Origin of the sequence: Vibrio sp. 10N.237.312.B06, assembly GCF_041464685.1 — a bacterium.
Taxonomy (GTDB): Bacteria; Pseudomonadota; Gammaproteobacteria; order Enterobacterales; family Vibrionaceae; genus Vibrio; species Vibrio tasmaniensis_A.
This window is the reverse complement of the sequence record NZ_JBFSPI010000113.1, coordinates 1-14,205: the sequence shown is the minus strand read 5'-3', so window position 1 is coordinate 14,205 and position 14,205 is coordinate 1. Positions and strand designations below refer to the sequence as shown.

At 45.9% G+C, this 14,205-nt stretch carries 9 protein-coding genes and 3 pseudogenes; 2 read left to right on the top strand and 10 right to left on the bottom strand.

The window, feature by feature from the left end; all coding sequences use genetic code 11:
• Positions 1-12: 12 nt before the first annotated feature.
• Both AB6C75_RS21190 and AB6C75_RS21185 read right to left on the bottom strand, forming a co-directional pair.
• Entirely contained in the window at positions 13-1,437 is a 1,425-nt protein-coding gene (locus tag AB6C75_RS21190) for an N-acylglucosamine 2-epimerase (RefSeq protein ID WP_372109107.1), read from the bottom strand.
• Between the two features lie 143 nt (positions 1,438-1,580).
• Complete coding sequence (locus AB6C75_RS21185; protein ID WP_372109105.1) at positions 1,581-2,228, bottom strand: glutathione S-transferase family protein; 648 nt, start codon at positions 2,226-2,228, stop codon at positions 1,581-1,583.
• A gap of 138 nt (positions 2,229-2,366) precedes the next feature.
• Here AB6C75_RS21185 and AB6C75_RS21180 point away from each other — a divergent pair, with 138 nt between their 5' ends.
• Positions 2,367-3,218, top strand: a complete 852-nt coding sequence (locus tag AB6C75_RS21180; protein WP_372109103.1) for a LysR family transcriptional regulator — start codon at positions 2,367-2,369, stop codon at positions 3,216-3,218.
• A gap of 118 nt (positions 3,219-3,336) precedes the next feature.
• Here AB6C75_RS21180 and AB6C75_RS21175 read toward each other — a convergent pair.
• The 3 genes and pseudogenes from AB6C75_RS21175 to AB6C75_RS21165 all read right to left on the bottom strand — a co-directional run.
• Positions 3,337-5,043: pseudogene (locus tag AB6C75_RS21175) on the bottom strand (methyl-accepting chemotaxis protein); the annotation flags it as partial.
• A gap of 144 nt (positions 5,044-5,187) precedes the next feature.
• Positions 5,188-5,577, bottom strand: a pseudogene (locus AB6C75_RS21170) (methyl-accepting chemotaxis protein); the annotation flags it as partial.
• Between the two features lie 407 nt (positions 5,578-5,984).
• The gene (locus tag AB6C75_RS21165) at positions 5,985-7,772 is read right to left on the bottom strand and encodes a sigma-54-dependent Fis family transcriptional regulator (protein WP_372109101.1); all 1,788 of its coding nucleotides are present in this window, start codon (positions 7,770-7,772) and stop codon (positions 5,985-5,987) included.
• A 327-nt stretch (positions 7,773-8,099) separates the two neighbouring features.
• On the opposite strand from AB6C75_RS21165, the gene AB6C75_RS21160 reads away from it, so the two are divergent.
• Entirely contained in the window at positions 8,100-9,620 is a 1,521-nt protein-coding gene (locus tag AB6C75_RS21160; protein ID WP_372109100.1) for an aldehyde dehydrogenase family protein, read from the top strand.
• Positions 9,621-9,744: 124 nt separating this feature from the next.
• Here the strand turns inward: AB6C75_RS21160 and AB6C75_RS21155 are convergent, their stop codons facing one another.
• The 5 genes and pseudogenes from AB6C75_RS21155 to AB6C75_RS21135 form a co-directional block, all read right to left on the bottom strand.
• Complete coding sequence (locus tag AB6C75_RS21155) at positions 9,745-10,482, bottom strand: NUDIX domain-containing protein (RefSeq protein ID WP_372109098.1); 738 nt, start codon at positions 10,480-10,482, stop codon at positions 9,745-9,747.
• A gap of 217 nt (positions 10,483-10,699) precedes the next feature.
• Positions 10,700-11,101 (bottom strand): hypothetical protein, encoded by a 402-nt coding sequence (locus AB6C75_RS21150; RefSeq protein ID WP_371703431.1) that lies wholly within the window; start codon positions 11,099-11,101, stop codon positions 10,700-10,702.
• Between the two features lie 144 nt (positions 11,102-11,245).
• Positions 11,246-11,489: pseudogene (locus AB6C75_RS21145) on the bottom strand (DMT family transporter).
• A 161-nt stretch (positions 11,490-11,650) separates the two neighbouring features.
• Complete coding sequence (gene fghA, locus AB6C75_RS21140) at positions 11,651-12,490, bottom strand: S-formylglutathione hydrolase (RefSeq protein ID WP_060468980.1); 840 nt, start codon at positions 12,488-12,490, stop codon at positions 11,651-11,653.
• Positions 12,491-12,644: 154 nt separating this feature from the next.
• Complete coding sequence (locus AB6C75_RS21135) at positions 12,645-13,793, bottom strand: S-(hydroxymethyl)glutathione dehydrogenase/class III alcohol dehydrogenase (RefSeq protein WP_017064961.1); 1,149 nt, start codon at positions 13,791-13,793, stop codon at positions 12,645-12,647.
• Positions 13,794-14,205: the final 412 nt, after the last annotated feature.

Below are 14,205 nucleotides of genomic sequence, written 5' to 3'. Positions count from 1 at the left end.
CCTTAGAGGGCGTCACCCAATAAGCCTCCGGCTCCGCCGGAGGTCATTTAACTTAAGTACATCTCCTTGATAGTAATAAGGTTCCATTGGCATCTTGCTGTTGGTTGGCCTTGCGTAGTGAAGTACAGCGGGTTTACCTTCCTCTTGTCGAGCATATAAATAGCCAATCAGCGCATGTTCAAATTGGTGGTAGCCATTGCCCCAATGGAAAGCTTTAGTACGCTTAGGCTCAAGCCCAACGCCACCGTACTTATGATCTACCCATACATCATGAAAGGTGGGCAGGGTGTATTGCAGTACGTCTTTCATTGAACCATCGATAAGCGATACCGTCATCGCAGCTTGATCAAGCTCAGCCCATTCCCATGATGACGCCCATTGGCTGTACGGTCTGCTTTGCCAGCCCGTGATATCTTGCCCTTGCCACATCTTCTGAAGTCGCTCGCCAAAGTAGTTAGATACATTGGCAAAATCTTTTTGATATTGCGCCTGAGCCAAAGTGTGTTTCATACCGTCTAAACCAAACTTAGACCAATCGGAATTTTTTAATGCATGACCAGTTAGATAGGTCATCCAATACGCTTTAATGGTGTGCCCAAAATCATTGTGATTGGCATTCGGCATCATTGCCGCTTTGTCGTGAATTGCGCCGTAGAAGCGTTGTTCATCTTCAGAGTGGTAGTGATCAATCATGGCTTGCGTGAGCCAGTTTAAGTCATCAAGCCATTTGGCTTTGACGGGCTCTTTGAGCAGAGGAGTGACTAACAACAGGTAGCCGTTTATTTGATCAAGTTGCGCGACCAGTTCACGTCGTTTTTCACTGCCATCTTCACCGTCGGCGAGTACCCAAGCAAGACCGCTGCTGTCGCTAAGTCTATATTTATCAAAGATAAAAGCTTGTTGGGCGATGAGTGCTTCTTCTACCTTTTTGTCTTGGGTCAGGTAGTAGTACATCGCGAGTCCAACCAGCGCATACGCTTGATCTTGAGAGGTACGTTGCTGCCAATCTTGACCCGCTTTTCCCTCTTTTGTGTAGCCAATAAAGCCACCATTTTTCTTATCTTCTAGTTGATCAATGAGGTAGTAGGCACCTTGCTTGGCAAGCACTAAAGCTTGTTTGTCTCCAGTAAGGTGATAGAGCACGCCGTAGGCATAGGTTTGGCGTGATTTCATACGCGTAAACTCCTTGCCAAAGTGGGGAGTGATCCAGCCTCTGTTCAATTCAGGACACACATCAGATACATCGAGCAAGGTGCCATCATCACAACGAAATGTCGGGAAGTTGCCTATCGGTTCTCCCTGTGCGCTCGGCATAAGCCAGTAAGGTGCGAGCCCTTCAGAAGCATGATTGATCCAGTCTTCTCCAGAGGGAAGGGTGACATTGGCAGATACGGCCAAGCTAGTGACACTGAGTAATGCGATGGTTGCTCGTAACATAACGTTTATCTTAACTATTTGAATTTAGTTGAATATAAACAATCACATCTGCACATTGTGATTAGGCGATCACAATCGACCAAATTATTAAGGTTTAAATAAAGGCTCACAGACTAGTGAGCCTTGAAAGGGTGTTTTGTATTTTATACAGACTCTCCCGCCTCGTCCTCTTCAACCACATCGGTTTCTAAGCTCGCTTCTGCCAACCATTTTTGTACTGATGGGCTGTTGAGCACACGTTGCTGATACTGTGATGCCTTCTCTGAAAGTTTGATGCCATAGGTTTCAACGCGTAATGCCACAGGTGCAAACATCGCATCGGCAATCGACCATTCACCAAACAACCAACCTTCTGGATATTGTTCCATTTGCGTCGACCATATGGCATCAATACGAGCAATGTCTTTCAATGCTTCTTCACTCAAAGCAAGCTTTCTTTGAGCGCGGCAGTTCATCGGCATTTCATTTCTGACGGCAAAAAATCCAGAGTGCATCTCTGCAGAAATTGCTCGGGCATGGGCGCGTTCTTTCACTGATTTAGGCCATGCTGCGCCGTCCAAGTAAGCTTCGTTGACGTATTCGAGAATCGCCAGTGAATCCCACACCGCAACGTCACCGTCAACCAGGGTTGGAACTTTGGCTGTTGGTGTCACTGAAGCTAGTGTGTCGTAGAAATCAGAGGTGAAAAGCTTGAGCTTAATGACTTCCGCATTCAGGTTGTAGTTGTCGAATATTAGCCATGCGCGCAATGACCAAGTTGAGTAGTTCTGGTTTCCAATATAAAGCTGCATCGTTGCTTCCTTGCGTTTAGTGGGTATGCTTTGAGACTTAGGGTAAGGTATTGAGCCTTAGGGGCATGCATTTGAGCTTAGGGGATTGTATTGCGGCGCACTAACGGATAATTTTGATGCAATACATTAATAAAAACGATGGGTGGTGATTTCAATATGGATATTGATGCTTTGCGAGGCTTTCTCGCGTTTGTAGAAACCAGTAGCTTTACTCGTGCAGCGAAACAGATAAATCGCACCCAATCGGCATTCAGTGCGCAGATGCGCAAACTGGAAGAAGAACTCAACGTGACCCTTTTCCAGAAAGAAGGCCGTAATCTCGTGCTGACAGAGGCTGGCTTAGCGCTGCGTTCTCATGCTGAACAGTTGGTCGCCCTCCACAATACCGCCCTCAAGCAAGTAAAGCGTTACGAAGACAAACAACCTCTAAGACTCGGTTGCCCTGAAGACTACAATGACACTATTCTGCCAGAAGTGATTCGCCTGTTGCAGAAAGCAGAACCCACCTGTTCTATTCAAGTATTCAGCCTACCAAGCATTACGCTCAGAGAGTGGTTGGATGATGGTAGGCTTGATGCTGCAATTGTCACCCGAGCGCCTGACAGTGAAGAGGGCTATTGGCTTACCAGTGATGTGGGAGTATGGATAAGCAGCCCTGATTTTGTGTTTGATGATTCTAAACCTGTTCCACTTGCTCTGTTCCAGACTGATTGTAAATACCATGCAGCAGCGGTGAATGGCCTAACTAAACAGGGTACGCCTTATCAGTTGTTGGCGTGCAGTAATACCGCTTCGGCGCAACGTGCCATTGTTAAAGCGGGTTTAGCGATTGGCGCGATGGGTAAGCTGAGTGTGACTTCTGATTTGAACATTCTGGAAGATATGCCACCACTGCCTTCGGTGGATATTGTGCTGATTTTAGCGAGCAAACATCACCCAGTGTTAGACAAAGAAGTGCTTAACCAACTTGTGGAGTTGGACTCCAATTAGACTTTTGCTCGGTGAGGGTAATGTTGAGTGCGGAGCTAAAATAGATAGGCCGAGAACATGCTGTTTCGCGGAGGAAATTGTGGTTCTCGGCCTAGTTATTGTTAGACGCTGTTGGTAATTAAGAAAGCTTGAACTTACTCAGTTCGCCGTGTAAATCACCGGCTTTCACTGTCAGCTCATTACTGATTGCCACTGATGATGTCATGGTGTCCATCACTTCCACTGCTGTGTCATTGATGATAACGACATTGCGGTTAATCTCTTCTGACACAGAGCTTTGCTCTTCAGCCGCGGAAGCGATCTGATTGTTCATGTCATTAATCACTTCAATCGCTTGGTTGATTTCAGACAAGGCTTGATGTGCAGCTTCGGTTTCACTTTTTGTGTTGTTCGCTTGATTCTGGCTTTGCTCCATCAGTACCACAATAGATTGAGTCTCTTGTTCTAAGCGAGCCAACATAGAGCGAATCTCTTCTGTTGAACCTTGAGTTCGATTCGCTAGGTTACGAACCTCATCAGCAACCACTGCAAAGCCTCGACCAGCCTCACCTGCACGAGCCGCCTCAATCGCGGCATTCAGTGCAAGTAAGTTAGTTTGCTCTGCAATGCCACCAATCTCGCTCAAGATACCCTGAATAGCGGTGCTCGAATCGACTAAGTTCTGTGTTTGTTGCTGCGCATCGTTAACCTGCACAGCCAAGCTGTCTACAGCACTGGCGGCATTGTCCATGCGCGTCATACCATTGAGACTGTTGCTTTGCACTTGGCTTGCAGCTGCCGCTGCTTGAACCGCTGAGTTCGCCACTTCTTGCGCTGTTGCACTCATTTCATTGATAGCAGTGGCAAGTGAGTTCACTTCGTTAACTTGAGAATTCAGCTGGTCACGTGAAACTTCAGCACGAGCTTGGCCTTCTGTCGCGTTTTTATCCACTTGGTCAGCCGTTACCATCACGGTAAGTAGCATCTCTTGTATGCGAGATAGGAAGGTATTGAACCAGTGTGCAAGCTGAGCGGTTTCATCCTTACCTTTCACTTCAATGCGATAAGTTAAGTCACCTTCACCCTGTGCTGCATCTTTAAAGCGTTCCACTAAGTTGTTCAAAACCTTGCCCAAAGAGTTAGCAATGAATGCCATTGAGGCAATGCCTAGAAGAGCGGCGATGATTCCCGCCCACACACCTTTTTCAAGTGCTTTTGAATTCTGAGCATCACTCCACTCGGTGTAGTCATTGACGCTTTTGGCTAGGTGACTACTAGGGACAGACACCATGACTACCCATGGCGCATCACTGGTATCAATGGCAGTAATCGCGTACTCATCGCCGCCGAAAGTCACAAGACCGGCGCCTTCTCTGTTAGCGATAGACTGAATCTTTGACCATTCAGATTCCAATTCAGAAGAGACTTTTTTACCCACCATATTTCCAGCTCGGCTGTTGGCCAGTGTAATGCCTTTCCATGAAGTGATTAGGATTTTTCCTTGGCCATCAAACAGGTTACGCGCAAGTAACTCACTTTGGCTTTGGAGTTCATGTAGAGACAAATCAAAGCCTAGCGAGCCGATGATTTTCCCGTCATGTTTGATTGGTTGGCTGATGGTGGTAATGAGCTCTTGTTTGCCGCGCACTGAATAAAAATACGGTTCCATCACAAACGTTTTACCCGTTTGATATGGCATTAAGTGCCAGTCATCTTTGCGCTCACCGTTGCTGTTGAGATCGGTGTTGCTAAAGCTTTCCATTGCGACAGCATCAAAGCTGTTCTGGTCATTGGGAGAGAAGAAAGGCGCAAGGTAGCCCTGACTGTTAAAACCTAACTCAGTGTTTGAGCTTAACTCGATGTTTGAGCCAGATTCGATATTCGAGTCTGATTCTGTGTTAATGCTCAGTTCCGTGTTCGAGTCTTGTTGGTTATCTGAAATCAGCGACGTCTCTGAGCCATTTTCGCTGTTCACGTTGAGCTCGTTATTCAAGACAGACTGTTGTGACCATGTCTTATCTTCCCAAACCATGTAACCCGCAAATACAGCTTTGTTTTGTGCTTCCAATGCCGCAGTAAACTGTTTCACGATAAGCTCTGCACTTGCGTCGGTTTCTGAACTTAATTCGATGATTGAGCGCACTTGTTTAAGGTTCGCTAATACGGGGTTAAGCTGGTTAGCGATGTTCAAACCTTGTTGAAGTGCCGTGTTTTGTAAATCCGTAGCGGTGGCCTCTGTCAGCTGCGTTTTTACTTTTTCAGTGACTTGTTTATTCACATCGGTAAATGCGTTGGTCGTCATTCCCATGGCGATTAACAGAGTGAAAGCCATCGCTCCGCCCGCACTCACCGCAATTCGCGTTCGTATACTGTTAAACATATTATCTCTCTAACCAAATAGTGGTAGTTTTTCAGAGATTTTAAACAAGATACGTGAATGGAAAATTCTAAATAATGAACATAATAAGAATAGGGTGATTAAAAATATAAATAGGATGGTATAACGCTCCGGATTATGTCTTTTAGAGAGGAGCTATAAGATAGGTGTATGGTTGTTTTTATTCTATTATCTAATTGTATTTGTTGATATTTTATACTTGATGCCGTTTTTAATTTCCGGGTAAATCAGGAGGTTGTAGTTTGAGGATGTTGTGGATATATATTACTCATTATATGACATCAGTCACATTTTAATTTCATCCGAAGTGTGGAATCCCCACTTAAAAAGTATGTATTTATACTTTGCAGACTAAATTCAAGTAACTGGGCCATTGATCATCTTGATTATTAAAGAATCCCCAAGCTCTTTAGCTTTCGATAAATGGTATTGCGGCTGATCCCCAGTATTCTCGAAGTCTTGCTGATGTTGCCTTGATTCGCTTGATAGGTTTGTAGCAAAGTTTCCTCAACTGTACTTCTTAAATCGTTATTCATTGTGCCTTTGGTGGTATTAGGAGTCGTCAGTTGATGCTGATTATCTTGCGTTAATAACGTGAGATGTTGAGCAAGGTGGCTAGGCACATGCTTGAGTGTGAGTTGTGCTTCATCATTCGCCAGTAGGGCGGCGACCTTAAGTAAGTTATCTAATTCACGGATATTACCGGGCCATGAATAGGCGCACAGCAAGCTCATTAAGTGCGGGCAGATTGTCTGTTCGTCTTCGGCGTATTTACGATGAATGTGCTCGATTAAGGCGTGCTTGTCTTGTCGGTGTTGTAGGCTTGGTAAGGTGAAGGCCAAGCCGTTTAAGCGGTAATACAAATCTTGTCGAAATTCTCCGGTTGCGACTAACTGTTCTAAGTTTTTATGAGTCGCGGCGATGATCTGACAATCGACTTGGTAGCTCTGATTTGAGCCAACAGGCACTACTGACTTATCTTGTAGAACATGCAGCAATCGACACTGAGCCTCCAATGGCATGTCGGCGATCTCATCGAGAAACAGAATTCCCTTGTCTGCTTGGCGGATCTTACCCTGAAAACCTTTGTGGCTTGCGCCAGTAAAAGCGCCCGGCGCGTAGCCAAACAGCTCAGATTCGATAAGATCTTTCGGTAGCGCACCGCAATTTACTGCTACTAGGGGCGAAGATTTACGTTGGCTCTGTTTGTGCAGCGCTTTAACAAACTCGCCTTTGCCAACTCCTGTTTCTCCTAAGATCAACAAACTAATCCCTTTATCGATTACCTTGTTGGCTTGCTGCCAAGCGTGTTCAATTTGTTGCTCGCCATGGTGCAAATCACACGATGCTGAAATGGAGCGCGTGCGTTTGGTGGTTGGTTGTTTGAGGTGTTGTTTCTCAAATACAAAGGGCGTGTCTAATGAGGTTCGGTTGAACAGGGTATCTATGCATTCTCCAACGATCGAGGTTTGATCCAGCAGTTGAGATGCGACTTGATTGTGCGCGACTACCTCGCCAGCTTCGTTCGCTATCACTATCCCTTGCCAACCACTGTGTAATAAAGATTTCTCACACGCAAGATCGATTCGAGTGGTGCCTTGTGGGATGTGGCTCAGTAGCTGGTTCTCAACAAGCTGAACCATATTTTGAACCAGTAGTTGCACCGAACTGTCGTGTTGCTGTTGCTCGCTGGTAATGTCTAACACCCCAACCATTTGACCTTGATGGTCAAACACCGGACTCGCTGAACAACTGATAAATCGATGCTGGTGGATGAAGTGCTGTTCGCCAATGATAGATACTGGCTTGGCCTCAACAATCGCGGTGCCAATCGCGTTGGTGCCTTTAAGTTGTTCCTGCCAACAGGCTCCAGAACTGAGTGCAATTGATGTCAGCTTCTCCTTAAACCGCTCCTGTCCCCAACTCGCCAGAATCACCCCTTCAATATCGGTCAGAATCAAACGACTGTCGGTACGTGCAAACATCTGATTAAACAAAGGCAGCGCATTGCGTTCTACGATGTGGATCAAGTCAGCCGATTGATGACGTCGCTGCTTAAGAATCGATTGAGGCAGACGAATGTCTTCGGGAAGTCGTCTCTGTTTTAGACCCGCTTCTGTGCTGCGGTGCCAAGAGGACGAAAGCCAATCTGAGGTGTTTGCTTGTTGAAGGTGCATGACTGTTCCATGTCGTAACAGTGAGGGTGTACCAATTTGGAACAGTTGAACACTGGAGTGGTTTCCATACGTCCGTTCAATGCCAACTCACTTTGGGTTGTAAACGTTTGGTAATCATAGTTTTACAATTTATTAACAACAAGTTTTGAAGTTCTGGCGTGTGATTTGCGTTGTTACTGTTGTGAAGAAAACACGAAGTATCAGTGTTTTAAACAGAAAGCATAAACATGGGCGTCTCGTCGTGAGTTCTTTTCTCAAGGGGAGCCGCCACAAAAATAAGACAGCTCTCGCTCAATAACGAATATCAAATCGAAGAAGGATCTAACTATGATTTACGCACAGCCGGGTAGTGACAACGCAGTGGTGAACTTTAAAGCGCAATACGATAACTTTATCGGTGGCGAATGGGTGAAGCCTGTTAGCGGCGAGTATTTTGATAACACTTCCCCAGTGAATGGTCAGGTGTATTGCCAAGTGGCGCGCTCAACTGAGGCCGACATTAGCTTAGCGCTCGATGCCGCGCATGCTGCTCGTGCAAGTTGGGCGGCTACCAGTGTGACTGAACGTTCCAATATCCTACTTAAAATTGCCGATCGCATTGAAGCGAGTTTAGAAGAAATCGCGGTGGCGGAGACGTGGGAAAACGGTAAGCCAGTGCGTGAAACCTTAGCGGCAGACATTCCTTTGGTTGTCGATCACTTCCGTTACTTTGCAGGCTGTATTCGGGCGCAAGAAGGCAGCGCAGCAGAGCTCGATTCAAACACCGCGAGTTACCACTTCCCTGAACCAATCGGTGTGGTGGGGCAGATTATTCCTTGGAACTTCCCTATCTTAATGGCGGCTTGGAAACTGGCACCAGCGTTAGCTGCGGGCTGTTGCGTGGTGATGAAGCCAGCCGAGCAAACACCGACATCGATCTTGGTGATGATGGAAAAGATTGCCGATCTTCTGCCTGCAGGCGTGGTCAATATTGTGAATGGTTTTGGTAGCGAAGCGGGTCAAGCGTTAGCAACCAGTGATCGCTTGGCGAAACTGGCATTTACCGGTTCAACAGAAGTCGGCCATCATATTCTGAAATGTGCCGCTGAAAGCTTGATTCCATCAACAGTTGAGCTTGGCGGTAAGTCTCCAAACATCTACTTCCCAGATATCTTTAACCATGAAGATGAATACTTAGATAAGTGTGTCGAAGGTATGTTGCTGGCGTTCTTCAACCAAGGTGAAGTGTGTACCTGTCCATCACGTGTGTTGATCCACGAATCGGTATACGACAAGTTCATTGCCAAGGTGGTCGAGCGCGCTCAAATCATCAAGCAAGGTAACCCGTTAGATACTGATACTCAGGTAGGCGCACAAGCTTCAAAAGAGCAGTTTGATAAGATACTGAGCTACCTTGAAATCGGTCGCCAAGAGGGTGCGAAAGTGCTAACCGGTGGTGAAATTGCGCAGCAATCTGATGATCTCGGTAATGGTTATTACATCCAGCCAACCATGTTGGAAGGGCACAACAAGATGCGTGTATTCCAAGAAGAGATCTTTGGCCCTGTTATCGCGGTGACGACGTTTAAAGACGAAGCAGAAGCGTTAGAGATCGCCAATGACACTGAATATGGCTTGGGTGCAGGCGTGTGGACACGTGATGCAAACCTCGCGTATCGCATGGGTCGTAACATTGAAGCGGGGCGTATTTGGGTGAACTGCTACCACGCTTATCCAGCACATGCCGCATTTGGTGGTTACAAGAAATCGGGCATCGGCCGTGAGACACATAAGATGATGCTCGATCACTACCAAAACACCAAGAATCTACTGATCAGCTACGATACTAACCCGTTAGGCTTTTTCTAAAATAGATATGCTCTAGAGCTGTGTATTAGGAAGTCACTAACAGCGAGTTGGCTTAAATAAAAACATAAACGAAAAGCAAAACGCTAAGTTCTTATGAGCTTGGCGTTTTTATGTTTGAATCGCTTTAGTTTTTCGAAAAGAAGATCTCTGGCTTATGGTTCGGGCCATAGTTGCCTTCTAGTTGGGTAAGTTCTAATCCTTGTTTGCCTATCAAAGAGCCGACTAACTGGCGGTTGAACGGGTAGCTGTCGGGGTTGTTAATGTACTCTTCAACATCAATCCATTTAGCTTCTGCAATTTCATCTGTGTCTTGAATCGCAATCTCTTGAGTTTGAGCGATAAGGTGACATACAAAGTAGAGGTTAGACTTTCCGAATTGATACGGGTGTCTCGTCGCCATGCCAACCACTGAAACGAACGTGGCTTCGATGCCAGTCTCTTCTAAGGTTTCTCGAACCACGGATTCTTCAATGCCTTCACCCAACTCAATATGACCGCCCGGTAGCTTGTAGCCCGTCATGCCGTGTTCTTTAATCATCAGCACTTGGTTGTGTTCGTTAGTGATCAAGGCGCCTGCGCCCAAGGTGTGGGTCGGAATGAAAGGCACAAACTCTACAATCTCGGATTTGTGGATCAGCGTAATCTCGTCTTCTAAGCAGTTGTGAAACACAAAGCCAAGCTCAGTCGCCACCGGAATAAGGTGCGAGAGTGAAATAGGCAAGCTAATCCAAATGATGCCTTTGTTATTCTGCTTTGAAAATTCGGTGATCTCGCTGAGTTCGGCATTGAATGAGTCAACATCGTGAGGGGCTGTTGCTGGGTCAATGATGATGCCGTTAAATTTGTCGAGCGTAAATTCCACTAGTGAGCCTTTATTATTTTTGATTTATAGGGAGTCGAGCATAGATGGAGCTTATAACATCTTAAGGGCTTATAACACCTGCTCTGCTTGTAGTATTTTTAAGAGCACGGCAGTGGTGGGTAAACAGTGAGGGAGAGTTTAAGGCGGGCGGCTTGAAACAAAAATTGCGCTTGGAAGCCAAAGCGCAGTTTTAAATCGGGTCTATTTGGGTTCGACGCTAACGAACATAGTTCGCATCAATACTCACGTACCAGTGCTGCAGTTTGCCGTCGGCCTTTTTGATCCACAAATCATTGGTGTAGCTTTCGATCTTACCGTTAACCGTTAAACTGAACGTGTTCTCGTCGAATTCGCCAAGCTTCACGAACTGGTCTGTGGTAACCAGAAATGGGTCCATGTCGTCCACGCCAACCACATCTGAAATCACATAGTAGTGGTAAGTCAGCGGCTTGCTTGCATCATTCGGGTTGCTGCGATACGCCACAAGCTTGAATGGTTCCGTTAATGGAAGGTCGAGCGTTTGCTTGTCCATGGTCGCTGGAATCGGGATAAACAGCCAAGCGGTAAACAGACCGCTTAATAAAACCATCAGGAAGAAAAGAGTCTTAATTGCTTTCATAGCAACCTTCAAAATAGGTGATGTAGAAGACGCTATGGTAACAGGTTTGATTTGCCGATTGTAAGAGTATGAATAAGTGAAGGCGACACTGTCTGTTAGGAAACTTGAACGAATTGACACACTGTTCATAAGTCACTATCTACACTAGTGCGAGTGACCTTGAGATAGGTTGATCATCACAACACCAGCCGCAACGAATAACATGCCGATCCACACCTACAGGCATCCCTTTCATTGCTTGGCTCAAAAATAGAAATGCCGCCAAGTGTCCTGAAATCACCAATAGAGCAGGGATGGGTTTAGACAAACTGAAACCGTCGGTTGCTTTAAGTGCTACGTGAGAAAGTGCTTCCGCCATCACGCCCATCATTAAGAAAAACCAGCTCATAGTCGTACCTTTTAGTTGTATTGTTTTTTGTTGGTATAGCGGGGTATTTGAAAGTGTTAATCGTTGTTGCTGCTCTTTAGCAACAGCGTATTTGCCCAAACAGCAGGCATAAAAAAGCCCACACCTCACGCTTTTGCAAGGTGTGGGCTAAATCGGTGTGACTACTTGTTTAGGTAAGCTGCATGGAACTCAATGTGCTCATCAATAAAGCTAGAGATGAAGTAGTAGCTGTGGTCGTAACCTGGCTGCATACGTAGCTCTAAATCGGCATTGGTTACCTTAGCCGCTTCGACTAATTGCTCAGGCTTAAGCTGCTCAATCAAGAAGTTATCGGCTTCACCTTGGTCAACCAACATTGGCAGCTTAGTGCCTTTGGTTTTGAGAAGCTCAGAGGCATCGTAGTGCTTCCACTCTTCAATATCTAAGCCTAGGTATTGGTTGAATGCTTTCTGTCCCCAAGGGCATTGCATTGGGTTGGTGATTGGGCTGAATGCCGAGATAGAACGGTAGTTATCTTCGTTCTTAATACCAATCGTTAGGGCACCGTGTCCGCCCATGCTGTGACCTGAAATGGATTTCACAGACGTTACTGGGAAGAAAGATTCAATCAAAGCTGGGAGCTCTGTTACCACGTAATCATACATGTGGTAATGGCTGTCCCATGGCGCTTGAGTAGCATTCACGTAGAAGCCTGCACCTTGGCCGAGATCGTAATTTTCATCGTCGGCAACACCTTCGCCACGTGGGCTAGTGTCTGGTGCAACAATCGCGATGCCTTGCTCAGCCGCGGCTTTGAAAGCGCCGGCTTTTTGCATGAAGTTTTCATCGGTACAGGTTAAGCCTGACAACCAATACAAAACAGGAACTGGGTTTTCTTTGCTTGCGTTAGGTGGCAAGAAAATCGCAAAACGCATGTTGCAGTCAAGCGTTGCAGAAAAGTGGGTGTATTGTTTGTGCCAACCACCAGCAACCTTTGCTTGGCTAATGTTTTCGATTGTCATCTATTGTGCTCCGTTAGGTTGATGGTTTTGGGGAGTAAATTTCTCTATATTACTTAAAGTTTCACCACCCACCGGGCAGGAGGTGGTGAAGACAGTTTGTTGCTTCTCATTTATAGCTTTGGCCTCGACACCTAAGTATCGAGACCAAGGAGAATTATTTATCCATGTGTAGAACAGTACGGATAGATTCACCTTTGTGCATTAGGTCGAATGCTTCGTTTACGTCTTGCAGACCCATAGTGTGAGTAATGAACTCCTGAAGACCAAACTCACCTGCCATGTAGCGGTTAACGATTTCTGGAAGCTCAGAGCGGCCTTTAACACCACCGAAAGCAGAACCACGCCATACACGACCAGTCACTAGTTGGAATGGACGAGTTGCAATCTCTTGACCTGCACCCGCAACACCAATGATTACTGATTCGCCCCAACCTTTGTGGCAGCACTCAAGTGCTTGACGCATCACGTTTACGTTACCAATACACTCAAAAGAGTACTCAACACCACCGTCTGTCATCTCAACGATAACGTCTTGGATTGGTTTGTCGAATTTAGTTGGGTTGATGCAGTCAGTCGCGCCAAGCTGTTTTGCTAGCTCGAATTTGCTCTCATTGATATCAACACCGATGATGCGGTCAGCACCAGCCATGCGAGCACCAATGATTGCAGATAGACCGATACCGCCTAGGCCGAATACAGCAACGTTGTCGCCTTTTTCAACTTTAGCTGTGTTTAGTACAGCGCCCATACCTGTTGTTACACCACAACCTAGAAGACAAACTTCTTCAAGTGGTGCTTCTTTGCTTACTTTCGCTAGAGAGATTTCTGGAAGTACTGTGTACTCAGAGAAAGTAGAACAACCCATGTAATGGAAAATCGTTTCGCCATTAATAGAGAAGCGGCTTGTACCGTCTGGCATTAGGCCTTTACCTTGCGTTTCACGAACCGCTTGGCATAGGTTAGTTTTACCAGATTTACAGAACTTACATTCGCCACATTCAGCTGTGTAAAGTGGGATAACGTGGTCGCCAATCTCAACACTTGTAACGCCTTCGCCGATCATCTCAACGATACCGCCACCTTCGTGACCAAGGATTGAAGGGAAGATACCTTCTGGATCGTCACCTGATAATGTGAATGCGTCAGTGTGACAAACACCAGTAGCAACGATGCGAACTAGAACCTCACCAGCTTTAGGAAGTTGTACATCAACTTCTTCCATTTTTAGTGGCTCGCCAGCTGCCCATGCAACCATTGCTTTTGATTTGATATGAGTTTGACCAGGTTTAATTTCGATTGTCATTGGATGTTTCCTATATATGTCAGTACAGCGGATAACCGTGCAATTAAATTCAACCCGTTAAGCGTAGTTGAGCTTAATTGTTTCCGCTCTCTCGTTTTGTTGGAGCTAGTATAGGCGTGAGTACGACTTTTGATAATCCCCTCAAATAGAAAATGATTATTACTTATTTGTAATAATTGGTGTATTCAGAAGAGTTCTGAAAGGAGGGTTGATTACTCAGAAAATCTAAGGACACAGTAAACAGGAATTATGTAGGCAAGACATTTATTAGAAACAAATGGGACGTAAGTTAATAGCCTATGTGATTTGGTGTGGTGGTCATCAATTTGTTTTCGAGGTTTGTGGGTCACTAGGATCTGTGATTACCGAGGGAGGTTGACGGTCTAAATACCGAAGGATTCTGTCGTTGCTT

Bases quoted from the DNA above. Each gene is read 5' to 3' on its own strand.
- AB6C75_RS21190 (WP_372109107.1), bottom strand. From the start codon at position 1,437: ATGTTACGAGCAACCATCGCATTACTCAGTGTCACTAGCTTGGCCGTA.
- AB6C75_RS21185 (WP_372109105.1), bottom strand. From the start codon at position 2,228: ATGCAGCTTTATATTGGAAACCAGAACTACTCAACTTGGTCATTGCGC.
- AB6C75_RS21180 (WP_372109103.1), top strand. From the start codon at position 2,367: ATGGGTGGTGATTTCAATATGGATATTGATGCTTTGCGAGGCTTTCTC.
- AB6C75_RS21165 (WP_372109101.1), bottom strand. From the start codon at position 7,772: ATGCACCTTCAACAAGCAAACACCTCAGATTGGCTTTCGTCCTCTTGG.
- AB6C75_RS21160 (WP_372109100.1), top strand. From the start codon at position 8,100: ATGATTTACGCACAGCCGGGTAGTGACAACGCAGTGGTGAACTTTAAA.
- AB6C75_RS21150 (WP_371703431.1), bottom strand. From the start codon at position 11,101: ATGAAAGCAATTAAGACTCTTTTCTTCCTGATGGTTTTATTAAGCGGT.
- fghA (WP_060468980.1), bottom strand. From the start codon at position 12,490: ATGACAATCGAAAACATTAGCCAAGCAAAGGTTGCTGGTGGTTGGCAC.
- AB6C75_RS21135 (WP_017064961.1), bottom strand. From the start codon at position 13,793: ATGACAATCGAAATTAAACCTGGTCAAACTCATATCAAATCAAAAGCA.